Source organism: uncultured Flavobacterium sp. (assembly GCF_963975005.1).
In the GTDB taxonomy this organism is placed as follows: Bacteria; Bacteroidota; Bacteroidia; order Flavobacteriales; family Flavobacteriaceae; genus Flavobacterium.
This window is the reverse complement of sequence record NZ_CAXBFR010000002.1, coordinates 51,525-78,090: the sequence shown is the minus strand read 5'-3', so window position 1 is coordinate 78,090 and position 26,566 is coordinate 51,525. Positions and strand designations below refer to the sequence as shown.

Here is a 26,566-nt window from a genome sequence, read left to right as displayed (position 1 = left end):
TGCATTGTATAAAAATATTTTTCGGATGTTCCAATTGTTTGCTCCCAGTGCTTTTAGAATTCCTATCATTTGAGTTCTTTCTAAAATCAATACAAGTAATGCTACTATCATATTAATAGTCGCAACGATAATCATTACAATTAATATGATTACAATATTGAAATCAAATAACTTTAACCATTCGAAAATACTATAATATTTTTCTTCAATGGTTGTACTATTATATGTAGGAGGAATTTCTTTATAAATCTCTTCTCCTTTTTGTTTAATTTGAGTAAAATCGTCAATAAAAACTTCGAATGCACCAACTTGATCGTCTTTCCATTTATTGATTTTTTGGATATGACGAATATCTCCTATTATATAGGAAGCATCAAATTCTTGAAAACCCGAATTATAAATGCCGACAATTTTAAAAACACGTAAATTAGGCTTGTTGCCTGATTCTTTTAGAAAATAGGTTTTGAATTTATCTCCTAATTTTAGATTTAACCTTTTTGCTATATATTGAGAAATTAATACTTCTTCATTTAAGTCTGATTTTAAATTTGGCATTTTACCTTCAACCAAATATTCCTTTAGGTTTTTGAAATTATAATCTTTACCTGCTCCTTTAAATATAATTCCTTCAAAAGTTTCTTCGGTATGGATAATTCCTGCCTTGCTTGCTGTTGCTTGAACATGGCTTATACCTGAAACATTTTTAAACTTTGGATAAAAATTCTGTTTTATTGATATGGGTTCTTTTGTGACTTCCGATTGATTGTTATCATAATTGGAAATTATAACATGACCATTAAACGCTGCAACTTTTTCTCGAATCTTATTTTGAAGTCCAATTCCAGTAGCTACAGAAACTATCATCATAATAATACCAATTGCTATAGCTGTGATGGCAATTTTTATAATTGGTGAAGAAATACTACTTTTATAACTTTTGGTAGTTATTAGTCTTTTGGAAATAAAATACTCTAAATTCAATTTTGGCTTTACTTTTGATTTCAAAAATACATCTTAAACACGAAATACACTAATAAAATTATTACACCTATATATAATGAGATATTTTACTTTATTTTTTTGCCTTTTGTCTGTTGTTTCTTCTTGTGGAAATTCTATTAAAAACATGGAAAACAAAGAAACTAAAAGAGAAGAAACAATTATTTCAAATAAATCCAAAGCAGTAAAAGAAATAACTGTAAAAAAAACAATTAAACTTGAAACTGAAGTCGATACTGTTTTTAAAACTGGTGCTGATGATTGGAGAACATATTTGCCTGTATTAAAAAAATACACTAATGTTGGCATAGTTGGCAATCAATCTAGTTTGGTTAATTACAATCCAAATTTAGATAATGATACAGAATATTACACTAAAACTGCAACAGACACAATACACTTAGTTGATTGGTTGATTGACTCAAAAATAAAAGTATCTAAAATATTTGCTCCAGAACATGGTTTTAGAGGAACGGCCGATGCTGGTGAATTAATTGTAGATGGAAAAGACACTAAAACAGGTTTACCTATAATATCCTTATATGGAAACAACAAAAAACCAAAGCCAGAACAATTAGAAGGAATTGACGTAATAGTTTTTGACTTACAAGATGTTGGTGCTAGATTTTACACCTATATATCATCCCTTCATTATGTGATGGAAGCATGTGCAGAAAATAATATTCCTCTGATTGTTTTAGACAGACCAAATCCAAATGGAGGAATAGTTGATGGTCCAATTTTAGAGAAAGAAAACACTAGTTTTGTTGGAATGCATCAAATTCCGGTATTACACGGAATGACTATTGCAGAATATGCTATGATGATAAATGATGAAAAATGGCTAGCTAATGGCATTCAGTGTGATTTAAAAATTGTAAAGTGTTTGGATTATAATCATAATATGAAATATAATTTACCAGTAAAACCATCACCAAATTTACCCAATGCAAAATCAATAAATTTATATGCAAGTTTATGTTTATTTGAAGGAACAAATGTAAGTGTTGGAAGAGGAACTGAACAGCAATTTCAAGTTTATGGCTCTCCATTTTTACCTGTAAGCGATTTTAGTTTTACTCCAAAACCAAATGAAGGAGCAAAAGATCCATTATATAATGGTGTACTTTGTTATGGTGAGGATTTATCAAAAATTAAAAGAGTAAAAGAACTAGAACTAAAATGGTTATTAAAAGCTTATGAAGTGACACAAGATAAATCTAAATTCTTTAATTCGTTTTTTATTAAACTAGCAGGTACTAAAAGTTTACAAGAGCAAATTGAAGCAGGATTTTCTGAAAAAGAGATTCGAAAAACCTGGAAAAATGATTTAATCGAATTTAAAGCAATGCGAGAAAAGTATTTGATTTATGAATAAGTCACAAATTGGAAAAGTATAAAATCCAAAAAGGAGCTTTAATTATTTAACTAAAGTGGTAATTTCTCTTTCATTTTTTCTACGATATTATAAGCAGCTGGACAAATTGGAATATTTTTCAGTGTTAAATCTGTAATTTGATTGAACTTTTTTCTATCTGTGTGAGGGAATTCGCGACAAGCTTTTGGACGAACATCATAAATAAAACAAGTATTGTCAGAATCTAAAAAATGACAAGGAACACTTTGCAATACATAATCATCATCTTCGTCTACTTTTAGATATTGCTCAATAAACTGTTGTGGTTTTTGTTTTAAATGCTTCGAAATTCTTTCAATATCTGCTGAAGTAAACAAAGGCCCTGTCGTTTTGCAACAATTAGCACAATCTAAACAATTGGTTTTCTTGAATTCTGCATCATGTAAGTCTTGCATTACATAATCTAAATTTTTAGGGGTTTTCTTTTTTAACTTAACAAAATACTTTTTGGTTTCGATATGCGTATCTTTGGCAAGCTTTACGAGTTCGTTTAGATTAGGTTTTAACATTATTCAATTTTATTTAAGCTGTAACAAATTTAGCCTTTTAAACTCATAAACTCCTAAACTCTTACCCTTTTTATTATGAAAGACCTTTTCGGAAAAGCCATTTTAGATTATCAAACCAATAATTCTCCTGAAGATTTAATTACTGAAACTTCTATTTCTGAAGCTGATGAAATGAGCGTTGCCTATCTTTTTAGAAGTTTTAATGAAATGCCAATAATTGAACAAAAAGCGTTGCAGTTAGTAAAAGGTAGGATTTTAGATGTTGGTTGTGGTTCAGGAACTCATTCACTTTACTTACAAGAAAAAGGCTTTGACGTAACTTCTATTGATATTTCTGAAAATGCCATAAAAGCTTGTAAACTTCGTGGTTTAAAAAACGCTAAAGTTCAAGATATTTTGACCCTTGAGAATGAAAAATACGATACTATTTTACTTTTAATGAACGGAACTGGTATTTTTGAAACCTTAGAAAATTGTTCAAAATACCTTCTGAAATTAAAATCACTTTTAAATAAGAACGGACAAATTTTAATTGACAGTTCTGATATCATTTATATGTTTGATGAAGGTGAAGACGGTGGAAGATGGATTCCAAGTGATGGTTATTATGGAGAATTAACTTTTACCATTAAATATAAAGGAGAAACAGAAGAAACTTTTCCTTGGCTATATTTGGATTACAACACGCTTCAAAATGCTTGTTTTGATAACGGCTTGCAATGCGAATTAGTTCTAGAAGGTGCACATTTTGATTATTTGGCTAAACTTTCTAACTAAATTCTAATAAAAAATTACAAACCACAATTAATAGTTTGGAGTTTAAAACATTGACTTTTTATATATTACTTTAAAAAGTATTACCAATAAAAATTATGGGATATTTAAATATTTATGGGTTTGTAATGAAATTCTCCATTGTGGATTATTCATAACATAATCTACAATTAAAGGAGTCATTTCTTCATTTTTACTCCATTCAGGTTGTAAAAACAGAATGGCATTCGGATTCACTTTTGCAGCTTGTTCTTCAGCAAATTGAAAATCGTGTTTGTTGTAAATGATTACTTTTAGTTCGTTTGCAATGGCATAAGCGTCATCAACAGGCAATTTATTTTTCTTTGGTGAAAGACAAAACCAATCCCATTCACCTGAAACAGGATAAGCACCCGAAGTTTCAATATGAACGTTTAAATTTTTATTTTTCAATCTTGACGTTAAAACAGACATATCCCACATTAAAGGTTCTCCACCAGTAACGACAACTGTTTCTGCATATTTCTTAGCATTCTCTACAATAACATTTGTATTTGTTGGAGGATGTAAAGTAGCATTCCAACTTTCTTTCACATCACACCAATGACAACCTACATCACAACCACCAATTCTTATAAAATAAGCTGCTGTTCCTGTATGGAATCCTTCTCCTTGAATGGTATAAAATTCTTCCATTAACGGAAGCATTTCTCCTTTATTGACTGCTATTTGTGTTTCTTTATCTAACATTTTTTCTTTAATAGTCAGCAAAGATAAGGATTAGTGATTAGTAAATAGTAATTAGTGACTAGTAATTAGTGGTTTTTTACTATTTTTGAAATAAATAGCAGTCTAGCAAATAATCAAAAAATCATGAAAAAATATTTTATCCAAAAAGAACCTTTTGTAGTTCCAACGACAGACGGAAAGTTGATTGAAGAACATCACGGAATTCCAACCACTGGAAACAAAAATATTTCAATTGCTCACATGATTGCGCCACCAAAATGGTCAGAACCTTTTCAAACTCCAGAATTTGAAGAATATACTTATGTGATTTCTGGCAAAAAACAATTTATTATAGAGGAAGAAATTATTGTTTTAGAAGCTGGTCAATCTATAAAAATTGAAGCTAATACTAGAGTTCAATATTCAAATCCGTTTGATGAACCTTGTGATTATATTTCAATTTGCAAACCTGCTTTTGATTTTAACAAAGTACATCGCGAAGAATAATTATTCCTTCATATCTTTCAACAAACCTATAGCAAAGTAACCAATAATTGCAATTCCGAATAAAATGCAAATCCACATAAATGCTTTTGATTGCCAAAATGGTTTTTCAGAAGCATTTCCTTTTTCAGATGCAATTTTAGTAAAATTTGAAATTGTTGCTTTTGGATAATCAATTTTAGATTCTTTAATAAAATTATCCAAATCATATTGAGGCTTAGTTAATGTAGAATCAATAACAACTTCATACTTTTCATTACTCTTTAAATCTGATATCACATATAATGAATTTTGCAGTAATTCAATTTTCGAAAAATCTAAAGGTTGATTGTCTTGGTTTTCAATTTCAATTGTGAATTCTTTTTCGAAAAACCCATTTAACTGAAACGAATTTGAAGTATTTGAGTTTAATACAAAACTTGAAATTTCTTGTTGATAGTTTTCAGTCTGTCTCTTTATAGTTCTAATCTTATTTACAAATAATGTAGCATTTCTTGAAAACAACTTATTCGAAATCGTAAATGCAATTTCATCAACTTTTTGAAAATGATCAGCTGAAAAAGTAATTATTGATTTCTTGTCTTTCTTATTTTCTGTAATTTTATATTGAAAATCTTTAAGAATTGAAGTTTCAATTGCTCTTTGTTCTCCTTTTAAATAACCAATTTTCAAAATATTAATAGGTAATGACTTTGTGTCTTTGAATTCAATGTTTAAAAATTTATAATTATTTGATGGAAATGGAATAACTATTTCTACAGAAGTTCCGTTTTCACTATTCAAATCTGATAATATTTGATTAGCGACTAAACCAAACCATTCTTTTTGATCATTACTTCCACTTATACTATAATTTTTACTGATTTTTGAATTTGAGATTTCTAATACCAAAACTCCATTAAATTTTTCATTATAATTGTTTATCACAAAAGAACTAATAGAATCTTTAATTGATGATTTATTGATGATTTCTAATTTTTCAAATAGCAAATCATTTCGATTAGAATTATTAAAAACAACATATGGAACTTCATTTTTACTTTTATCTAAAATTCTGAAATAATCTAAATTATCATGACTAGCAGATCGAACTTTTGAATCAATTAGAATTTTATGAAACCCATCTTCTTTGATGTTTTCAATTGTGCCTTTATGACTTTGGGCAAATCCAAAAGCACCAATAAATGTTATAAATATTAAAACTCTAATTCTCATGTGATTCATTTTTTGAAGTTTCATCAACTACTAATTTTTTGATTTTTTGGTACACAAATGATATAATCAAAATTAATACACCTAATAATATGAATGCAATTATCTTTCCAGTTTCAGAAACATTATTAATGTCGTATGCAAATAATTTAATTATCGTTAATCCCAATAATGACAAAGCAATTATTCGCAAATTTTTCCATTGTTGTTTAATTCCGATAATTAGAAAAACAAAAGAGAAAATTCCCCATAAAATAGGGTAGCCAATTTTTATAATTTGTCGTTTGATAGTGTCAAATTTGAAATCTAAATATTGTTCTTTTTCATAAACTATATAATAATCACTTGAATTTGTTTTAGGAAAAGCATTTGCAAATTCAACTTTATCAATATTATCTTGAGAAAAGTGTAAGCTATGAGTCATAATTTCATTACTTAATACATACACAATTGCAAACACAAACAACCAAGGAGCAATTTTTGAATTAAGAATTTTTAATTTAGGTTCAGTTGTTGCGATTCTATAGATTTGAAATCCAAAATAAATCAAACATCCAAAAATGATGTAATGTAAATAAAAGGCATAATTAACTTTTGAACCTTGAATTATGTTTGTGATAATTTCTTTATTTGGAAGGCTGTAAAACCAAACAACATAAAGCAATGTGCTAATTAGTGCTATAAAAACCAATATATTTCTAAAGATTATATTTTTATATTTCGAAACCAAAAACAAGAAAATAGCTGTAAATGCAAAATGATAAGTCACAGTAAATGACAATGCAGAACTTGAATTACTCAACCATTGATTTGATTGGTAAATTGTTTCTAGAATTCCAGTAAAATAAAGCACAAAAGTCGTTGCAATTAGTATAGCTTTTTTATAAAAAACTGCATTAAAAGTGAAACTGAATATTTTGGAATTGTTTTCTTCTTTCTTCAATATGAAATAAGAAAGCACTAATGAAGCCACAACTATAATTCCTGTAATAAATATTGGGTTTAAAATAATAGACAATTGATTTTCGTTGAAAACATATTTCTGCCAATCCAACATTAAACTAACAATTGTTAAAAACTGAACTATAATTGCTCCAATTTTAAACGAATTAATTTTCGATTTTTGTGATAACCAAAACAGTAAAACTGCTTCCGCTGCCCAAAACATAGTGATTTGATTTCCTTCAAATTGTATTGGAATAGTTAATGTAACAAAAGTTAAGACTAAACCAATTAGTAAATAGATAGCATTTTTGTCTAATCCAAATTTTCTATATAAAATAATGGCATAAACCAAGTTATACAAAGCTAGTAATAAAGTAAACATTCCTTTGAAGTTGATTCCCCAATTGTGAATGATTCCTAATCCTAAACCAAAGAATAAGAATGTATTTGCAACTAATATTCCGTATTCAATACCTGAAAAAACACCCTTGTTTCTTAAATTATTCAGTACAATTACAATGCTGAAAATAAAATAGAATAATGTAGCAAATAACAAAGCTCCTAAATGTGGTAATTTATTGTCGTATAATTCTGTTGTATACCACGAAGAAAACAAAACACTAGTTAGGATAAATGATAAAATAGTAACTACTTTCCATTTTTTAAAATAAGCAATTGCAAGTAATCCAATATTTAAAATTGCGATATATGAGAACAAAACGACATAATTTCCATCTCCAGTGCTAATCATAAAAGGAACTGCAAAACCACCAATATAGGATAAAACAGCTAATTCTTGTCTGTTGTATGAAATTGAAACCAAGACACTAAAAGCTGTAATTACAATCATAATTGCAAAAGCAACGGTTTGATTAAACAATTGATACTCATGAAAAGCTATAGCAATTGTAAAATAGAAAATACTAGTGGCTCCTGCTACTAAAACTGAACTAAAAGCTGCAAAATTCTTTTTGAGTTTGTGGGCAATTACCATGACTAATGAACCCGCTAAAATTCCGATTCCAACTCTTGCAGGTTCGTTTATCCAATCTTTATCTATGGCAAATTTTACAAAAAAGCTTATTCCTAAAACCAGAATTAAGATTCCAATTTTATTGATAAGATTTTCACCTACAAATTTTTCTAAATCAGGATTATTTTCTCTAAAAGTTTCAAACCAAGATTTCTTTGGAATGTAAACTGGTTTTGGTTCAGGTTTGTATTTTGGTGCAGAAATAGATTCAACAACTTCAAGTGGTTTTTCTACAATTATTTGTTTCACTTTTGGAGTTTCAACAACAACTGGTTCTATTGGTTTTGTTTCTTCTATTGGTTTAACAACTTGCTCTAAAGGTTTATCCTTTTTTTGGATAGTTTTAGCATCAAGTTCTTTTTTTAGTTCAGAAATACTTTCGTTCATTCTATAGAATGAATCTTGTAAGTTTTTAAACTTCGAATTCATTGAACTATAAATTAGAACAACTAAAATCAATATCACAAATAAAAAAAACTCTAACATTGTATACTTTTTTTTAAAAGATTTAATCAAATGTAAGAAAATAACTGGTAGATATTAATTATGTCTTTAACATTTCAAGTATTCTTTGTTCTACGGGTTCAGTTTCCCAAATCTGTTCTATACTTTCCATAGCCAAAATTTCTTGCATAATTTCATTTTGTCTATCGCCAACAGCCAATGCTTCTGCATAAGGTTGATCGCTAAAAGTTACACGACTATATAAAGGAATCCATTTGTCTGGATGTTTTTCTGAAAACCATTTTTCAATTTTCTTTTGCAACAAGAAATTTGGATCAGCTGTTTTCGTACTCATTTCCATGAAATTTCTATAGGATAATTCGGCAATGGCATCAGCATTTGGTTTGCGCGAGTTTTCATATTCTGTAAAAATGGTTTGCCAGTCATCACCATATTTCTCCATTAACTCATTAAGAATTGTAATATCTTCAAAACCTGCATTCATTCCATGACCATAAAAAGGGACAATTGCGTGACAAGCATCACCAATTAAAGCAACAGTATCATTATGTGTCCAAGGAAAACATTTCATGGTTACCAAATAACTCTTTGGATTTTTGAAGAAATCTTTCACTAAATCTGGAATAACTTCTGTAGTTGAAGGAAAATATTTGGCGAAAAAGTCAACTAATATTTTCTCATCATCTAATTGCTCAAAAGAATTCTCTCCTTCAAAAGGCATAAATAAAGTACAAGTAAAACTTCCATCTAAATTAGGCAAAGCAATCAACATAAAATTTCCTCTAGGCCAAATATGCAAAGAGTTCTTATCTAACTTATGCGTTCCATCTTCATTAGCTGGAATATTTAATTCTTTATAACCAATTTCAAGAAACTCTTGCGAATAATTAAACATGCTTTGACGTTGCATTCTATGTCGAACTCTTGAAAAAGCACCATCAGAACCAAAAACCATGTCGTATTTATGTTCCGTCCACTCCCCTCTTTCGTCTTCACCAATATGGAGAATTGCTTCAGATAAGGAAACATCCCAAACTTTTTGTTCAAAGAAAAACTCAACACCCTCAACTTCGGCTAAGTCAATCATTTTACGATTCAAAACTCCGCGTGAAAGCGAGAAAATAGCTTCTCCATCTTTTCCATATTTCTGATAATTCAACGATTGGTCCATATTATGAATCGCACGTTTATCCATTGGAATGCCAATTTTTTTGATATCGTCAGCAATTCCGATGTTCTCTAAAGCTCTCCAACCACGATTTGACATCGCAAGATTGATACTTCTTCCTGAAAATTTAATGTTTCTAATATCTGGACTCCTATCGTAAACGTGAACAGTATGACCTGCTTTTTTTAAATATATAGCTAATAATGAACCTACTAAACCTGCTCCAACTACTGCGATTTTTTTAGAACTCTGCATAATTATTCTTTTCTTATTACAAAAATAACGATTATTAATAGTTTTAAGGCAAGTTTTTAATTCAAATAGTATTATTTTTTGTTTAATCATATTGTGTTTAAGTTAAACAAATTGATTATATTTGAACTTTAAAACAAAATTATGGTTCAATTTAATAAAGAAGATGTTCAAAAACTTCCAAAAATAAATCGCTTAAACCTTATAAATAGTTGTACAGGTTATAAATCGGCAAATCTTATTGGAACAAAATCAAAAGATGGAAAATCAAATGTGGCAATTTTTAGTAGCATTACCCATTTAGGAAGTGATCCTGCTTTATTGAGTTTTATTTTAAGACCAGCAACTGTTCCTAGAAACTCTTATACGAATATGAAAGAAACAGGTTATTTTACGGTTAACCATATAACAGAAGAAATAATTGCTCAAGCTCATCAAACTTCTGCGGCATATGATTATGGAATTTCTGAATTTAAAATCACAGGTTTAGAAGAAGAATATCATAATGAAATTAAAGAACCTTTTGTAGCTAAAAGTCCAGTTCAGATTTTATGTAAATATTTAAGTGAATATGAAATTAAAGAGAACAATTGCATTCATATTTTAGCTTCGATTGAAACTATATTCTGTGACGAAAAAATAATCACAACTGATAATTGGTTGCAATTAGAAAAAGGAAATGTAGTGGTTATAAATGGTTTAGATGGTTATTGTTTGCCCAAATTAATTGACCGATTTGAATATGCTAGACCAAATACTGAAACAAAATCAATGCTGAAAAATGACTCACAAAAAAATTAATTTACCACAGAAAACATGTATTGTTTGTCAATTACATTTTTCTTGGCGAAAAAAATGGGAAAAAAATTGGGATGAAGTTAAGTATTGCAGCGAAAAATGCAGAAAGAATAAAAATTTTCAGTAATTGGCACTCACTCTTACTTTTATAGAATTTATAATAATGCTTTATACAGTTTCAAAAAAATGAATAATCTAGTTTGGTTTAGAAATAATTTAAGAGTTGATGATAATATAGCTTTATCAGAAGCCTGTAAAAGTTCAGGAAAAACTATTGGAATTTATTGCTTTGATCCAAGATGTTTTGCTAAAACAACATACGAATTTAAAAAAACAGAAAAGTTTAGAGCTAAATTTCTTTTGGAAACTATTTCAGAATTAAAAGAAAATCTTCTTCAAAAGAATATTTCGCTTTTAATTTACTTTGATAAACCTGAAAATGTTTTAGAAAAAGTTATTGATGAGCACGATATTTCCATCGTCTTTACTCAAAAAGAATGGACAAATGAAGAAACTGATGTCAATAAAAATATCAAAAATCAAATTTCAACTGTAACTTTTAAAGAATATTATGACCAATTTTTGTTTCATCCTGAAGATATTCCGTTTGAGAATTTAAAAGATTTGCCTCAGGTTTTTACAGTTTTTAGAAAAGAGTGTGAAAAAAAAGTTGCTATAAGGAAGACAAATTCTATTTCATCAAAGTCTAAAGAAAACAATATTGATAATAAAACATCTATTCCACATTTAACTGATTTAGGATTTGAAGAGTTTGATGTAGACCAAAACACAACTTTCCCTTTTAAAGGTGGAGAAAATCAAGCTTTAAAACGAATTGAAAACTATTTTTTTGAAACACAGAACTTGTCAAAATACAAACAAACTAGAAATGGTTTAATTGGCAGCAATTATAGTTCAAAATTATCAGCTTGGTTAGCTAATGGAAGTGTTTCAGCAAAAACAATATATTGGAAAGTCAAACAATATGAAGAACAAGTTGAAGCCAATGAAGATACATATTGGTTAATTTTTGAATTAATTTGGAGGGATTATTTCAAGTACGTTTCGATGAAATTTGGCAACAAAATTTTTCAAATTGATGGAATTCTTAATAACAAATACGATTGGAAATTCAATAAAAAAGCTTTTGATCAATGGATTTCGGGAAACACTAACGAACCTTTTGTAAATGCAAATATGATTGAATTAGCCAAAACGGGTTTTATGAGTAATCGTGGAAGACAAAATGTTGCGAGTTTTTGGGCAAAAGAGCAACAACAAGATTGGAGAATTGCTGCTGCCTATTTTGAAAGTATACTAATTGATTATGATGTGCATTCTAATTATGGCAATTGGATTTACAATGCTGGTGTTGGAAATGATCCAAGAGACAGAAAATTCAATATAAAAAGACAAGCCGAAATGTATGACGGAAAAGGGGAATATCAAAAAATTTGGTTAAAATGAAAAAACTTAGATTGCTACTTGGCGACCAACTGAATAGTCAACATTCATGGTTTGAAAATGTTGATAAAAACACGATATATTTAATGGCCGAAATGCAACAGGAAACAGATTATGTAAAACATCATATTCAAAAAGTAGTTGCTTTTTTCTTGTCAATGCGGAATTTTGCAGATGATCTAAAATCAAAAGGTCATGAGGTGATTTATTTTAAAATTTCGGCGGAAAATAATGCACAAGATTTGGAGAAGATAATTACTAAATGCATTGAAGAATATCAAATATCTCACTTTGAATACCAACTTCCAGATGAATATAGATTAGACAAACAATTAAAAAATATATGTTCAACCTTAAAAACTGAAAGTAAAGCATATGATACCGAACATTTTTATACTTCTAGAACTGAACTAACTGAATTTTTTGAAGGTAAGAAATTATTGTTGATGGAAAATTTCTATCGAATGATGCGTAAAAAACATCATGTTTTAATGCAAGGTTCACAACCAGAAGGAAATCAATGGAATTTCGACAAAGACAATAGGTTGAAATATAAAGGTCAAGTTCCTATTCCAAATGAAATTACTTTCAATCAAAATATTGAAGGAGTTCTGAACGAAATTGAAAAAGCAAATATTACTACTTTTGGAAAAATTGATGTCAAGAAATTTAATTGGCCTACTTCAAGGGAAGATTGTTTAAAACAGTTAGATTATTTCTGTGAAAATTTATTGACCCATTTTGGCGATTATGAAGATGCAATGCATACAGATCAAAAATTCTTATTTCATTCGCGTTTGTCATTTGCTATGAATAGTAAAATGCTTTCTCCAAAAGAGGTTGTTGAAACCGTTGTTGCTTTTTATCACGAAAATGAAGATGATATTACTATTTCTCAAGTCGAAGGATTTGTTCGTCAGATTTTAGGATGGCGCGAATATGTTCGTGGAATTTATTGGAAAGAAATGCCAAATTATGCACAAATGAATGCTTTGGAAAATCACAATAAATTACCTGCTTTTTATTGGACTGGAAAAACCAAAATGACTTGTATGCAAAAGGCAATTTCGCAAAGTTTAGAAGAAGCTTATGCACATCATATTCAGCGTTTGATGATAATCGGTAATTTTTCTTTACTGACTCAAATCCATCCAGACGAAGTTGATGCTTGGTATTTAGGCGTTTATATAGATGCCATTGAATGGGTAGAATTACCGAACACTCGTGGTATGAGCCAATATGCTGATGGTGGAATTTTAGCTACAAAACCTTATGTTTCTTCTGGAAGTTATATTAACAAAATGAGTAATTATTGTGCTAATTGCCATTATAATGTTAAAGACAAATTTGGAGAAAAAGCTTGTCCGTTTAACACTTTATACTGGAATTTTCTTGACGAGAAAAAACAATACTTTGCCAATAATCAAAGAATGGGAATGATGTTGAATATGCTAAAAAAAATGAATCCAGAAGAATTAGCTAAGATAAAGGAAAAAGCAAACCATATTATTGAAAATATAGAACAGTATTAAACTACTTCTTTTTTAGCAGGAATATCAACTATTATGTGACCCCAATTTTCTCCTGTTTTAATTCTGTGTAATTGCATTTCAGAAATTCCAAATTCCTTGGCAATTAATCGTAATCTAGTTTTTCTGTTTGGATCTAAAATTCTCTTTTTTAATCTTATAACGTCTGTTGAAGACAATTTTGCTCCATCACGTTTTATATTAAAAGCTTGTAATCTTTTGAAAGCAGCTTTTACAGCTGGACTTTTTGTACCATGTACTCTCATTTCTTCATAAGTTGCCCATTTTAAATTATTTATGTGATTATTTAGTTTATTGTAATCTAAATGCAATACATATTGTTGATTTTCAGCATCTTTAGGAATGAATAATTCTGCTATCATTTTATGCAATCCATGATGATAATTTACAACTTCATTGTTGTTTTGACGCTTATATCTTAGATAAACAAAACCCTCAATCATAGAACCTTTTAAAATTCTACCTTCGTTTATGTCATCCGTAAAACTTTTTAATTGACCATGATTTGAAACGGCATATCTTACTTTACCTTCTACTTCAATTTCAAATTCTTTCCACTCTTCTTTTACCCTTTTGAAATTATCCATACTTTTTTTATTTTTGAAATATAATTTTTTCTCCAACATTCATTTTCTGTGATTTTGCTAAAACGCCACACATATGAAACAACATTCGTGCTCCTACATTTCCATCCCAATCGTCTTCTCCTGGTGCAACTTCTACTAAATCAAAACCAATAATTTCTTTATTAGATTCTGCCAAACGACTTAATAAATAAGTTGCTTGTTCATAAGACATTCCTCCTGGAACTGGTGTTCCTGTATTTGGTGCATATAAGCGACTCATTCCGTCAATATCAAAAGAAATACAAACTTTTTGAGGTAAAGAATAAATTAAATGATCACATAAATGTTGCCAAGTATTTCCTTCAAAAAGTTGCTTTTTGATGTCAGTATCTGTGTGAACTAAAACTCTTCCTTCTTGTTTTTTTACAACTTCAACTTCTTGTTCACAAAAATCACGAATTCCGACTTGTACTATTTTTGAAATTTGTGGAATTTGAAGTGCATTATACATTATGGAAGCATGAGAATATGTAAATCCTTCGTAGGCAATACGCAAATCCATATGCGCATCTAAATGTAGAATTCCGAAGTTTTCATGTTTGCTAGCTAAAGCTTTATAATACCCCAAAGGAGTTGAATGATCTCCACCAAGCAAAACTACTTTTTTCCCTTTGCTTAACCAATGTAATGTTTGTTGTTCAATAGCTTCCACCATATTAGAACAGGCATAATTTATTTCTTCTAAACCTTTATTTAAACTTGGGTTTTCTGCAATACTTTCTCCTTCTTCTAATGCTTTAATTATTGGTTGTGCTAATTCTTTATATTTTTTTGAATTGGAAGCTAAATTCTTTGCTGGTTCATCTAAATATATGCCTAATTTCCATAGTTCTGGAAACTCTTGATGCAATAAATCAATTTGAAATGATGCCTCTAAAACAGCTTCTGGCCCTTCCCTTGCTCCTGCACCATAACTAACCGTAACTTCCCAAGGAACAGGAATTACAATAATTTCTGATTGTTCAGTTGAAAATGGTAATCCAAAAACGGTAGCATCTGCTAAGCCTGGTTGTGATGGATCAAATGAGTTAATAATTTCTTCTTTAGTCATAATTTAAATTCAGCCTTTTAATTTACAAACTTACAAAATTAGTATTAAATATAATTTACAGATATCCTTTAAAAGTTAAAACACTCTTAACATGATATTTGTCATCTAATTAATAAAGTTCAATAGGCACCTTTGTTAATTAAAATAAACAATTATAGCATGAATCAAAAACCTACACATACTTTTCATATCCCAGTTATGGGATTAGCATATACAATTGATAGCCCAATACGATTAGCTCATTTTGGGATTTCATCAGTGATATCAATTACTGACGATGAGATTATTGAAAAAATGAGCGCATTTTATAGTGAAAAATTTAACGTACCTTATCAAGAAATTACACAAAAAATATACGATTATAGAGCTAAAAGAATTACACAATATTTAAATTTGGTAGAAACTATAGTAAAAGATAAATTTAAAAAATTTAAGACTGAATTATCAGAAAGTAAAGTATTTTTAGAAAGTTATGCTTCAATGTTGCCTAATAAATCTGACATAAAGAAAAACTTAGAGTCTTTTATCAATGATGAAATTACAAAAAAGGAAACTATCAAAAATTATTTAGAACAACATCTTGTTTCTGGTGAAATTGATGTGAATATTATGACTAAAGTTGACAAAGAAAATTTTAATAAGAAAGAACAATTACCAATAGAATTTAATGATGCTCATGCTGCACTAAGAGGTTTTGCTAATAGCAATTTAACTTCTTCTGTTGTCCTTTCAGCAGGAATGAATCCAAGATTGTATAGTTATTTCGAAAGTTTTAAAGATTTTTTTCCTGATTCAAAATTCAATTTAAAAAAGAAAATAATTTTAAAAGTGAGCGATTTTCGTTCGGCTATGATTCAGGGAAATTTTTTAGCTAAAAAAGGACTTTGGGTTTCAGAATATAGAATAGAATCGGGGTTAAATTGTGGTGGACATGCGTTTGCTACTGATGGCTTTTTGTTAGGACCCATTTTGGAAGAATTTAAAGAAAAGAAAGATCAATTGATTCAATCAGCACACGATTTATTGATTAAAGCTTTGGGGCAAAAAGAAATGCCTATTCCTCAAAAACCATTGACCTTAAAAATTACAGCACAAGGAGGTGTTGGAACTGCAGAAGAACATAATTTTTTATTAAGCTATTATAAATTAGATTCAATAGGTTGGGGTTCTCCTTTTCTATTAGTTCCTGAGGCAACTTCTGTTGATAATGAAACACTAAATTTATTAGCAAATGCCAAAGAAGACAATTTTTATTTAAGCAATATTTCTCCGTTAGGTGTTCCGTTTAATTCAGTAAAAGGCACAACAAATGAAATGTGGAAACAAAATAGAATTGACGAAAACAATGCCGGAAGTTCGTGTCCAAAAAGATTATTGGCTTTAAGCAAAGAACATGATAAAAAAGGTTTGTGTACCGCCTCTAAAAAATACCAAGATATTAAATTGGAAGAATTAGAAACTAGTAAAGAAAGTTATTCATCTGCTGAATTTAAAAAACTAAAAACTAAAATTACAGAAAAATCTTGTCTTTGTGTTGGATTGGTAAATGCAGCTTATTTAGAAAACAACATAGAAATAAAAGGACAACAGCAAGGAGTAGTGATTTGTCCTGGACCAAATTTAGCTTATTTTGATAAAGAAATTTCATTATCCGATATGGTAAAACATATTTATGGAAATAAAAATGTAATGTCTGATCTCAACCGACCAAATGTTTTTGTTAAAGAATTAAAAATGTATGTTGATTATTTACGAAATGAAATCGATGATTTTACCAATGAAATTTCAGCAGGACAAATTAAAAAATGGAATTCATTTAAAAACAATCTATTAGTGGGAATTGATTATTATGAAAATTTATTTAGTAATATTGATTTCTTTAAGAGTGAAAAAACTAAAATTCTAAATCAAATCAAGAAATACCAAATGCAGTTAAATGAAATTGAAATTCCAACTATAGTTTTAATTTAAACTTTTTCAACTGATTATAAAAAAAGAGGAATTTCGTTATTACATGAAATTCCTCTTTTTATATAAATACAATTTTGTTAATGAGATAATATACCTTGTTTCAGTACTTGTCCAAATTCATACATATCTTCAAAAGAAGTGTATAATGGCACTGGTGCTAAACGAATTACATTGGGTTCTCTCCAGTCTGTGATTACTCCATTTTTCATTAGGTAATCGAATAAACTTCTCCCTTCACCATGAAGAAAAACAGATAATTGACAAGCTCTTTCTTCTTGATTTGAAGGTGTAATGATTTCAAATGTACTATCTACTTCTTTATCAATTTCATGAAGAATATATTCTAAATAGGCTGTAATTAAATTACGTTTTTTGATTAGTTTTTTCATTCCAATTTCTGCAAACATATCTACAGAAGCCAAATATGGTGCTAAAGATAAAATTGGTAAGTTACTAATTTGCCATCCATCTGCACTTCGAGCTGGATCAAATTTTGGTTCCATTAGAAAACGTCTTTCTTTGTTATGTCCCCACCAACCTGCAAATCTTGGCAAATCTGTATTATTATGATGTGCTTCGTGAACGAAATATCCTGAAGCATTTCCTGGTCCAGAATTCATATATTTATAACTACACCAAGCTGCGAAATCTACTTTCCACTCGTTTAGTTTTAATTCAACATTTCCTGCTGCGTGCGCTAAATCCCAACCCACATAAGCTCCGTATTTGTGACCTGCTTCTGTTATGGTTTTTATATCAAATACTTGACCTGTGTAATAATTTACTCCACCGATTAGTACTAAAGCTAACTCATCTCCTACTTCATCAATCTTAGCTAACACATCTTCTAGACGAATGTTGTGTTCTCCTTCTCTTCTTTTAATTTCTACAATAGCATCTTCTGGTTTTAATCCATGAAAATGAACTTGACTTTGAAACATGTATTGATCAGATGGAAAAGCTTTTTCTTCGCAAATGATTTTATATTTTTTTGGTGTTGGATTGTAAAATGAAACCATTAACAAGTGAAGGTTTACGGTCAACGTATTCATTACTCCAATTTCTGAAGGTTTTGCTCCAACGATTTCTGATAAAGGTTGGCAAAAACGTTCTTGATAATCCCACCAAGGTTTGTCGGCATAAAAATGCCCTTCTACCGCTAAGTTTGCCCAATCGTTCATTACTTCATCCACATAAGCTTTTGTTCTAACTGGTTGTAAACCTAATGAGTTACCTGTAAAATAAATTACTTGTTTTCCGTTTACTTTTGGAAAAATAAATTCATTTCTGTAGTGACTTAATTCGTCTTGTGCATCTAATTGTTGTGCAAATTCTCTTGTATTCTGAAAATCCATTGTGGTTATTGGTTTGAAGTGTAAAAATAGCGAAAAGTTTAGAGGTTTAAAAGTATAGCTGTTAAAAGTTTGATTTTGTGTAAGACAATGGCCAACTAGCCCTGATATAAGAATTGTTTGAGCTCTCCTTTTTAGGAAGCGAGTTCTTGTAGCAGGAATATGGTTTTCTAAAATGCCCGAGCCATTCGCTACTGATATTCATCTGCACAAGTCCAAAAAAAAATCTCACCATTGCTGATGAGATTCTATAATTTTGATAATTGCTTTTGATTAAATAATCAACATTGCATCACCATAAGTGTAAAATTTATATTTTTCTTCAATAGCTTGTTTGTAAGCTTCTTTTAATAAATCGTGACCACAAAATGCAGCTGTTGTCATTAAAAGAGTTGATTTTGGCAAATGAAAATTTGTAATCATGCAATTTGCGATTCCGAATTCGTAAGGTGGATAAATAAATTTGTTTGTCCAACCTGAATATGGATTAAGTGTTTGTTGTGAAGAAACTGTACTTTCTATGGCACGCATAGATGTTGTACCTACAGAACAAATACGTTTTTTATTTACTTTTGCATTGTTTACGATATCACACGCTTCTTGAGAAACAATGATTTCTTCTGAATCCATTTTGTGTTTTGATAAATCTTCTACTTCAACTGGATTGAAAGTTCCTAAACCAACATGTAAAGTTACTTCTGCAAAATCTACTCCTTTGATTTCTAATCTTTTTAATAAATGTTTAGAAAAGTGTAAACCTGCCGTTGGTGCTGCAACAGCTCCTTCATGTTTAGCATAGATTGTTTGGTAACGATCTGCATCTTCTGGAGTTACTTCTCTGTTGATGAATTTTGGGATTGGCGTTTCTCCAAGTTCAGTTAATTTACTTCTGAATTCTTCGTAAGAACCATCATATAAAAATCTTAATGTTCTACCTCTTGATGTTGTATTGTCAATTACCTCAGCAACTAATGAATCGTCATCTCCAAAGTATAATTTGTTTCCAATACGTATTTTACGAGCTGGATCAACTAAAACATCCCAAAGGCGTTGTTCTGCATTTAGTTCTCTTAATAAAAACACTTCGATACGTGCACCAGTTTTTTCTTTGTTTCCGAATAAACGTGCTGGAAAAACTTTCGTATTGTTTAAAACCATTACATCCCCTTCATCAAAATAGTCAATAACATCCTTGAACATTTTGTGTTCAATGGTTTTTTCTTTTCTATTGATAACCATTAAACGAGATTCATCTCTGTTTTCTGCTGGATATTCTGCTAATAATTCTTCTGGTAAAGTGAATCCGAAATGTGATAATTTCATATAAGAAAGTTATAAGTTATATGTTATAAGTTGGTTGCCCACACTTTTAACGAGTGCAAATATACGACTGTGGAATAGGCGTTGTCAAGTGTTTTGATGTTTATTTTAAAAAAATCAATGAAAACGCCAAGTCACAATGTTTTATATATCAGAAATATGAAAGCCCAAGCTTTTTAAATCCTCCCAAAAAGTGGGAAATGATTTCGAAACTACCTCAGCTTCATTAATAACTAATGCAGTTTTTAATGCTAATGGTGCAAAAGCCATCGCCATTCTATGATCTTGGTAAGTGTCTATACTTGATTCGATTATTTGATTGTTCGATTGTACAATTGTAAGAGAATCGTTTGTAACTGAAATAGTAGCTCCAAGTTTTGATAATTCGGTTTTCAGCGCTTCTAATCGGTCGGTTTCTTTGATTTTTAAAGTATGTAACCCTGTTAAATGACATCCAATTCCTAATCCGAAACAGGTTACTGCAATGGTTTGAGCAATGTCTGGTGAGTTGTTTAATTGACAATTGATAATTGATAATTGACAATTAGTTGCTTTGCGTAAAAAGATTGAATTTTCTTGAAAAACTGTTTCTACTCCAAAGTCTTTGTATATTTCTGCTAATGCTGAATCTCCTTGTAAGCTATTTTGTTTGTAGCTTGAAAGAGTGATTTGTGTTCCAATTTCTGAAAGGGCAACAATTGAATAGAAATACGAAGCCGAAGACCAATCTGATTCAATGGTGAATTGTGAATTGTGAATTGTGAATTGTGGGTTTACTTTGATGACATTATTTTTAAAATTGGTTTCAACACCTATTTCATTTAGTAATGCTAATGTCATTTTTATGTATGGAATAGATGTAATTTCTCCTTCGAGTGTTAATTCTAAACCATTTTCTAATTTTGGTGCGATTAATAATAAAGCTGAAATATATTGACTACTAACATCTGCTTTTAAGGACACTTTGTTTTTTGTGATTTTTTGACCTTTGATTCTTATTGGTGGAAAACCTTCATTTTCTTCATACGTAATTTCTGCTCCAAGTTGTTTTAAAGCTTCTACTAGAATCTTTATTGGACGTTCTTTCATTCTTGAAGAACCTGTGAGAACAATTTCTCTATCTTCTTTAATAGCAAAAAAAGCGGTTAGAAATCGCATAGCTGTTCCAGCATGATGAACGTCAATTAATTTTGAATTGTGAGTTGTGAATTGTGAGTTGCATAATGCTTCTACCATCACGTTTGAATCATCTGATTGAGAAATGTTTTTTAATTCAATATTTGGATATAAAGCTTGCAATAATAATAAACGATTGGTTTCTGACTTAGAACCCGTAACATTAATTGAAGATTGAGTTTTATTTATACTTGATTGTTGAAGTACTATATTCATTTAATTAGAAACAAATTTTAATCCTACTAATGATAGAATTAATGTGGTTAAAAAAAATACACGCCAAAAAGTTGCTGGTTCTTTGAAAATAAATATTCCAACTAAAACACTACCAAAAGCTCCAATTCCTGTCCAAACGGCATAAGCTGTTCCGATTGGTAATTCTTTTGTTGCTTTTACCAATAACACCATGCTTATGGTTAGGCAAATTAAAAAACCTGTATACCAATAATAAGATATATTTCCTGAAGTTTCTTTTGCTTTTCCTAAGCAAGTTGCAAAACCTACTTCAAAAAGGCCAGCTATTATTAATAAAATCCAGTTCAATTTATTTTAATTTTTCGTTGTTTTGATGTCTATCGTGGTCGCGTTTGGTTTTCAAATCTAACTTTTTATCAAAAGCGGCTTGAAGGTCAATTCCGGTTTGATTGGCAAGACACAAAACTACAAAAACCACGTCAGCTAATTCTTCGCCAAGGTCTTTATTTTTGTCGCTTTCTTTTTCGGATTGTTCTCCGTAACGTCGGGCTATAATTCGGGCTACTTCTCCTACTTCTTCAGTAAGTTGTGCCATGTTTGTTAATTCGTTAAAATAACGAACACCATGTTCTTTTATCCAAGTATCTACTTCTTGTTGGGAATTTTTTAGGTTCATTTTTTATATTTTTTTTAAAATAATTTTTTCTGCTTGATTATCAATCATCATTTTATAAATCATTTTTAAAGTTGCATAATTATTTGTAGGTATTATTGTTTTATTAATTTCAAAATTTGAATTAATTTGAATATTCCCATTAGCAGAAACTGCATTAAGAGAAAAAGTAACTAAACCATCTTCCATTCCAAATGAAACAGGCTTAGGAAGATACTCAACTTCATATCCTTCAGGTACTTTTAAAATAATATTATAAGAATCTTTGAAAGGATAAGGGTAATTTACAGGATATTTTCTTTTTTCTGATTTAAAAGGGTTTTCTTCTAATTGGTAAAAGAGTAATGGTGATATATACATTTTATTACCAATAAGATCAACTGCATTATTGTGCTTAAATGCATAACTTTCAATTATCTCTTTTTCTAAATCTTTTTTATTTTTTATAGAATACTCAGAGACTTCAATGCCATTTATTTTCTTTTCAAGACTTTCTAAATATGATTCTTCACTTAATTTTCCATTTTTTTCTCTAAAAACAAAAGCATTATAATCATTATATATTGTTCGAATTTTTCCAGACAAATGACCTTGATCATTAATTTCCGCCATTAATGTTGTTACTTCATTAGATATTACTTTTTTGCTTAAATCAATTTGTACAGAAAGATCTGCTCCTTCTTTTCTTATAAGTCTTCCAAACCAATTTATAGTTTTTAAAGGCAAAATATCTATTGTAGCATTCTTATTTGTGGCGTCTAAAAGCATAAAGTTTTTATTTTCTTCAACAGCTGCAATTACATAATTAAAGGCTGTTCTATTAGGAAAAATTGCTATTCCATTTGATTGTGTACTCAGCAAAACAGGATTGGCTTCAAAACCAGCATGCCTCAACATTGCAATTAACATAAGATTTATGTCTGCTACATTACCAATATTTTCTTTATAGGCTCTTTTTACACCCTTTTCTGTGTAAATTCCATGTTTTTCATTCCAATTCATTTTTTTCTGTACATGACTAAAAATCTTATTTATTTTTTCTTTATCAGTCTTACAGTCTTTAATTATCGCGTTAACGTCCTCTTCATAATAAGACTTTAACTTAAGCTCTCTTCCAAATCTATCATCATCGAAAATTGATTTTGTTACTCCTTCCCAATTTAAAGCAACATTCCTAATTTCTTCTCTTGGATAACTTATAGAAGCAAGTTCATATTTTAAAATTGAAGTATAGTCTTTAATATTATTTACATATCGTTCTTCCTTTATGGCAGGCATATTCTGTTTACTGTATATGTATTTTGAACTATAAAAATTATCCACTAATGTAATTTCTTCAATATTTACAACTTCATAACCAGTTATCATTGTACTATACCTAAATGGTATTGGCATAAAAACTGTATATTCTACATTGTCAGTAGGAATATTATATTGAAAATAAAAATCATTTATATTATTAATAAAGGGTGAAACTATCTTATAAGAAAACTCAATAATAGAACCTTCTTTAACCGCAGGAAGTGTTATTTTTTTTATTTTCCAGTTGTTATTTACTTCTTCATCAAACTTACCTTCAGAACTTAACTTTGTTTTTACAATTTCATTACCCTCTAAATTAAACGTATTCGTATCATAAAAAGAAACACTTTCATTGGTTGTTCCACCAACAAAATAAGCTACTTCTTGATTTGCAAGTTCTAAACCTTCTTTTTTGTATATTTTAATTTTCATTTCAACTAAAGTACTCACCGACCATTCACCCATTCTATCTACTTGAAAGGTTGTCTCTCCTCTTTTAAAAAGAATAGATGCAGATGCAGATGAATCAATTGGGTGATATTTTTGCATAAGCTCCTCTTTAGTAACATTTCCTAGTTTTAATTTTTGAGCATAATTATATTGAAATACTAAAAAAAACACTGCTCCTAATATTATTCTTTTCATAAATTATCTATTTTTCTTAATTTGTTTTTAAAACCACTTTAATGTTTTCGTTTTTTGCTACTTGTTCCCTAAAAAGTCTATAACTTTCGTATTTGTCCTTTGAATAGTAACCTTCTTTTATTACGATACTTCTTTTATATGAAATTTCATTTTTATTGTTTGAAAGAAATTCACAATCATATAGTCCAAATTCAGAATTGATATTTATATTTGATGGTAACTCTCCTAAACTATAGTTTTCTGGAAATTTAATCGTAATAATATCTTCATAGGAATATCCTCTTTCTATTTCAAATGGAGTATTCCTATTTCTATATTTTTGAGGGATAAAACTAACCTGATTCATTAAATTTATAGGCAAAATAATAATATTTCCACTCTTCTTTATAAAATCTTTAGCTTCAAAAGAAATGCTTTCGCTAAATTCTATATTTTCTTTGTTGTTGACTATTGTAATATTTGAAAATATTTTATCATTAAAACTACTAAAATAATCTTTATACACTTTTAATAAATCCTCTTTAGATTTTGATTCTATACTAAATTTAGCATCATATAAAATACCCTTAGAAATCATTTTAGTAGAACACTTAACATCATTATTTGTCAATATTTCTATTTCTGTGTTTGAATTCTGAGTATTTGAATTTTGATTAAATTTTTTAGTTTTAACTATTTCAGATTTTTCATTTGATACAATTAATACTTTTCTATCATCAGTAAAATCTCCTTGGAAACCAAATGGTTGGATTTGACTAGTACATTCTAACCATATAATTTCATTTTTATTTGGAATTCCTAATATAACATGATTTCCTTGCATTGAAACAAAATCTTCTTCTAAGCTTCTTTTTTCATCACCACTGTACACAATAGCGTAATAAGAAGGAACATCAAATGCTTTTAAAAGTGACCTTGTATAATTTGTTAATGCTTTGCAATCTCCATATCCTAATCTATCAACGTCTTTTGCTAACATAGGTTTCCAACCACCAATTCCAAGTTGAATACTTACATATCTTGTTCTGTTCTGAACATAACTGTATATGATTTTTGCTTTTTTAATTGGATCCGTTTCTGTTCCAATAAGTTTTTGAATTTTAGAAATAGATTCAACTGGAATTTCTTCAGTGTCTTTTAATAAATTTGTATACATCCATTTGCCAAATGAATTCCAATCTGTACTATTTCCTTTAACACCTTCTAATTTAAATTCTTCTAAACCTATCAAAACATAAGGCAAAAATTTCTGAAAAGATGGTGATAATTGTTCTTTTCTAATCGCTTTTACATTATTGATTGAATATTTTATTTTATTACCTTCAACTGACTTGACAATGTTCTTATCAAAATTAATTTCTTTATATTTTAATTTTACATCGTTTGCAAATTCGATATTAAGTGTAGCATTTTGGATGCTCAAAAAATAATCTTCTATTGGAAACCATGTTGGAATAAAAGCTGTGTTTGAAGTTGAAATTTCACTCTCATAAACCAAAGTAAAAGGATATTGAGTTGGCGTATAATCAAGGTAAACCACTCTATTGTCCGTTATAACAGAACCTTCACTAATAGAATTTTCTTTAAAATCTTTCCTTCTAATCTTTCTTATTTCTTGACCAAATGCATTATAAACTTCGGCTTCCATGTTTTTTATTGTAGATGAGTTATCGTAATATTCATTTGTATCTAAATGTTTTAAACCATATTCATTTAAGATTGTTATTACTCTTCTCTTTTTGATAATCATTCTATCATAGGAAGGAATTGAAATATCAATTATATTCTCTTTAATTATTGCATTTGCGTTTTCTTTTAAACTATCTGGATAAACCGCTAAATACGATTCTCTCTGAGAAAAAGATTTATTAAAAAAAAACAGTATAAGAATAATAAATAATTGAATTTTCTTCATTTGAATAGATTGAATTCAAATATAAAAAAAAACTTATAAAAAAAAACCTATTCTTTATTTTTTGTATCAATAATTATAGTAACTGGTCCATCATTTATTAAAGCTACTTTCATGTCTGCACCAAATTGACCTGTGTGTATTTTCTTGTCTACTTCATTTTCCATTTGAGAAACAAAATTTTCATATAAAGGAATGGCAATTTCTGGTTTTGCAGCTTTTAGGTAAGAAGGACGATTACCTTTTTTTGTTGCTGCATGAAGGGTGAATTGACTAACCACAATAATATCACCATTTATATCTTTTACAGATAAATTCATTACTTCATTTTCATCTGCAAAAATGCGAAGATTAGCAATTTTTGATGTCAACCAATTGATGTCTTCTTGATTATCTGCTTCTTCAATTCCGATTAAAATTAATAATCCCTGATTTATTTGGGCTACAATTTTATTATCGATGGTTACAGATGCTGAAGATACTCTTTGAATTACTGCCTTCATAATTTTTTATTTAGTAATTGCGAGGCACAAAGCAATCTTTTC

At 29.1% G+C, this 26,566-nt stretch carries 24 protein-coding genes; 8 read left to right on the top strand and 16 right to left on the bottom strand.

From position 1 onward, the window contains the following. Positions 1-981: ABC transporter permease (locus AACZ53_RS00785; RefSeq protein WP_339833575.1), on the bottom strand; the 981-nt coding region annotated here is incomplete at its 3' end. 145 nt (positions 982-1,126) lie between these two features. On the opposite strand from AACZ53_RS00785, the gene AACZ53_RS00780 reads away from it, so the two are divergent. Then, on the top strand, positions 1,127-2,377 hold the full coding sequence (locus AACZ53_RS00780; protein ID WP_339833573.1) for a DUF1343 domain-containing protein: 1,251 nt from the start codon (positions 1,127-1,129) through the stop codon (positions 2,375-2,377). 50 nt (positions 2,378-2,427) lie between these two features. On the opposite strand, the gene AACZ53_RS00775 is transcribed toward AACZ53_RS00780, so the two are convergent. Next, complete coding sequence (locus AACZ53_RS00775; protein ID WP_339833571.1) at positions 2,428-2,925, bottom strand: YkgJ family cysteine cluster protein; 498 nt, start codon at positions 2,923-2,925, stop codon at positions 2,428-2,430. A 75-nt stretch (positions 2,926-3,000) separates the two neighbouring features. Here AACZ53_RS00775 and AACZ53_RS00770 point away from each other — a divergent pair, with 75 nt between their 5' ends. Further along, positions 3,001-3,702, top strand: coding sequence for a methyltransferase domain-containing protein (locus tag AACZ53_RS00770; RefSeq protein ID WP_339833569.1), 702 nt, complete (start codon positions 3,001-3,003; stop codon positions 3,700-3,702). Positions 3,703-3,795: 93 nt separating this feature from the next. On the opposite strand, the gene AACZ53_RS00765 is transcribed toward AACZ53_RS00770, so the two are convergent. Beyond that, the gene (locus tag AACZ53_RS00765; protein WP_339833567.1) at positions 3,796-4,428 is read right to left on the bottom strand and encodes a 7-carboxy-7-deazaguanine synthase QueE; all 633 of its coding nucleotides are present in this window, start codon (positions 4,426-4,428) and stop codon (positions 3,796-3,798) included. Positions 4,429-4,551: 123 nt separating this feature from the next. On the opposite strand from AACZ53_RS00765, the gene AACZ53_RS00760 reads away from it, so the two are divergent. Then, a complete protein-coding gene (locus tag AACZ53_RS00760; RefSeq protein ID WP_339833564.1) occupies positions 4,552-4,914 on the top strand; it encodes a cupin domain-containing protein in 363 nt (120 codons plus the stop codon). Here AACZ53_RS00760 and AACZ53_RS00755 read toward each other — a convergent pair whose 3' ends face one another. The 3 genes from AACZ53_RS00755 to AACZ53_RS00745 form a co-directional block, all read right to left on the bottom strand. After that, positions 4,915-6,150 carry a hypothetical protein gene (locus AACZ53_RS00755; protein WP_339833561.1) on the bottom strand — a complete coding sequence of 412 codons (1,236 nt, stop codon included), beginning with the start codon at positions 6,148-6,150 and terminating at the stop codon, positions 4,915-4,917. Next, complete coding sequence (locus tag AACZ53_RS00750; protein ID WP_339833558.1) at positions 6,116-8,530, bottom strand: DUF2339 domain-containing protein; 2,415 nt, start codon at positions 8,528-8,530, stop codon at positions 6,116-6,118. Before AACZ53_RS00750 ends, AACZ53_RS00755 begins: the two co-directional genes overlap by 35 nt. A 115-nt stretch (positions 8,531-8,645) precedes the next feature. After that, complete coding sequence (locus AACZ53_RS00745; protein ID WP_339833556.1) at positions 8,646-9,989, bottom strand: NAD(P)/FAD-dependent oxidoreductase; 1,344 nt, start codon at positions 9,987-9,989, stop codon at positions 8,646-8,648. Between the two features lie 141 nt (positions 9,990-10,130). Here AACZ53_RS00745 and AACZ53_RS00740 point away from each other — a divergent pair, with 141 nt between their 5' ends. Genes AACZ53_RS00740 through AACZ53_RS00725 form a run of 4 tightly spaced genes read left to right on the top strand, consistent with a single transcriptional unit; the run spans position 10,131 to position 13,780 of the window. Further along, on the top strand, positions 10,131-10,787 hold the full coding sequence (locus AACZ53_RS00740; RefSeq protein WP_339833553.1) for a flavin reductase: 657 nt from the start codon (positions 10,131-10,133) through the stop codon (positions 10,785-10,787). Then, on the top strand, positions 10,768-10,911 hold the full coding sequence (locus AACZ53_RS00735; protein WP_339833550.1) for a DUF2256 domain-containing protein: 144 nt from the start codon (positions 10,768-10,770) through the stop codon (positions 10,909-10,911). Before AACZ53_RS00740 ends, AACZ53_RS00735 begins: the two co-directional genes overlap by 20 nt. Before the next feature lie 59 nt (positions 10,912-10,970). After that, entirely contained in the window at positions 10,971-12,251 is a 1,281-nt protein-coding gene (locus AACZ53_RS00730; RefSeq protein WP_339833547.1) for a DASH family cryptochrome, read from the top strand. Further along, entirely contained in the window at positions 12,248-13,780 is a 1,533-nt protein-coding gene (locus tag AACZ53_RS00725; RefSeq protein WP_339833545.1) for a cryptochrome/photolyase family protein, read from the top strand. The genes AACZ53_RS00730 and AACZ53_RS00725 overlap by 4 nt, the downstream gene beginning before the upstream one ends. On the opposite strand, the gene AACZ53_RS00720 is transcribed toward AACZ53_RS00725, so the two are convergent. Together AACZ53_RS00720 and AACZ53_RS00715 are read right to left on the bottom strand one after the other, a co-directional pair. Beyond that, positions 13,777-14,385, bottom strand: a complete 609-nt coding sequence (locus tag AACZ53_RS00720) for a hypothetical protein (RefSeq protein WP_339833542.1) — start codon at positions 14,383-14,385, stop codon at positions 13,777-13,779. The two genes, AACZ53_RS00725 and AACZ53_RS00720, sit on opposite strands and share 4 nt — an antisense overlap. A gap of 7 nt (positions 14,386-14,392) precedes the next feature. After that, positions 14,393-15,475 carry an agmatinase family protein gene (locus AACZ53_RS00715; protein ID WP_339833540.1) on the bottom strand — a complete coding sequence of 361 codons (1,083 nt, stop codon included), beginning with the start codon at positions 15,473-15,475 and terminating at the stop codon, positions 14,393-14,395. A gap of 159 nt (positions 15,476-15,634) precedes the next feature. Between AACZ53_RS00715 and AACZ53_RS00710 the strand changes: the two genes are divergently transcribed. Continuing rightward, positions 15,635-17,446, top strand: coding sequence for a hypothetical protein (locus tag AACZ53_RS00710; protein WP_339833537.1), 1,812 nt, complete (start codon positions 15,635-15,637; stop codon positions 17,444-17,446). 77 nt (positions 17,447-17,523) lie between these two features. Here the strand turns inward: AACZ53_RS00710 and kynU are convergent, their stop codons facing one another. From kynU to dtd, 8 genes are all read right to left on the bottom strand, one after another. Further along, on the bottom strand, positions 17,524-18,801 hold the full coding sequence (gene kynU / locus AACZ53_RS00705) for a kynureninase (protein WP_339833534.1): 1,278 nt from the start codon (positions 18,799-18,801) through the stop codon (positions 17,524-17,526). Positions 18,802-19,071: 270 nt separating this feature from the next. After that, positions 19,072-20,121, bottom strand: coding sequence for a tRNA preQ1(34) S-adenosylmethionine ribosyltransferase-isomerase QueA (gene queA, locus AACZ53_RS00700; RefSeq protein ID WP_339833531.1), 1,050 nt, complete (start codon positions 20,119-20,121; stop codon positions 19,072-19,074). A 141-nt stretch (positions 20,122-20,262) separates the two neighbouring features. After that, positions 20,263-21,510, bottom strand: coding sequence for a 3-phosphoshikimate 1-carboxyvinyltransferase (gene aroA / locus AACZ53_RS00695; RefSeq protein ID WP_339833528.1), 1,248 nt, complete (start codon positions 21,508-21,510; stop codon positions 20,263-20,265). Then, complete coding sequence (locus AACZ53_RS00690) at positions 21,511-21,837, bottom strand: multidrug efflux SMR transporter (protein ID WP_339833525.1); 327 nt, start codon at positions 21,835-21,837, stop codon at positions 21,511-21,513. A gap of 1 nt (position 21,838) precedes the next feature. Beyond that, positions 21,839-22,165: a nucleotide pyrophosphohydrolase gene (locus AACZ53_RS00685; RefSeq protein ID WP_339833523.1), complete on the bottom strand. Its 327-nt coding sequence runs from the start codon at positions 22,163-22,165 to the stop codon at positions 21,839-21,841. Between the two features lie 3 nt (positions 22,166-22,168). Then, positions 22,169-24,109 (bottom strand): DUF3857 domain-containing protein, encoded by a 1,941-nt coding sequence (locus AACZ53_RS00680; RefSeq protein WP_339833521.1) that lies wholly within the window; start codon positions 24,107-24,109, stop codon positions 22,169-22,171. A 16-nt stretch (positions 24,110-24,125) separates the two neighbouring features. Next, positions 24,126-26,024, bottom strand: a complete 1,899-nt coding sequence (locus tag AACZ53_RS00675; RefSeq protein ID WP_339833519.1) for a DUF3857 domain-containing protein — start codon at positions 26,022-26,024, stop codon at positions 24,126-24,128. A gap of 47 nt (positions 26,025-26,071) precedes the next feature. Next, positions 26,072-26,524 (bottom strand): D-aminoacyl-tRNA deacylase, encoded by a 453-nt coding sequence (gene dtd / locus AACZ53_RS00670; protein ID WP_339833517.1) that lies wholly within the window; start codon positions 26,522-26,524, stop codon positions 26,072-26,074. Positions 26,525-26,566 lie beyond the last annotated feature (42 nt).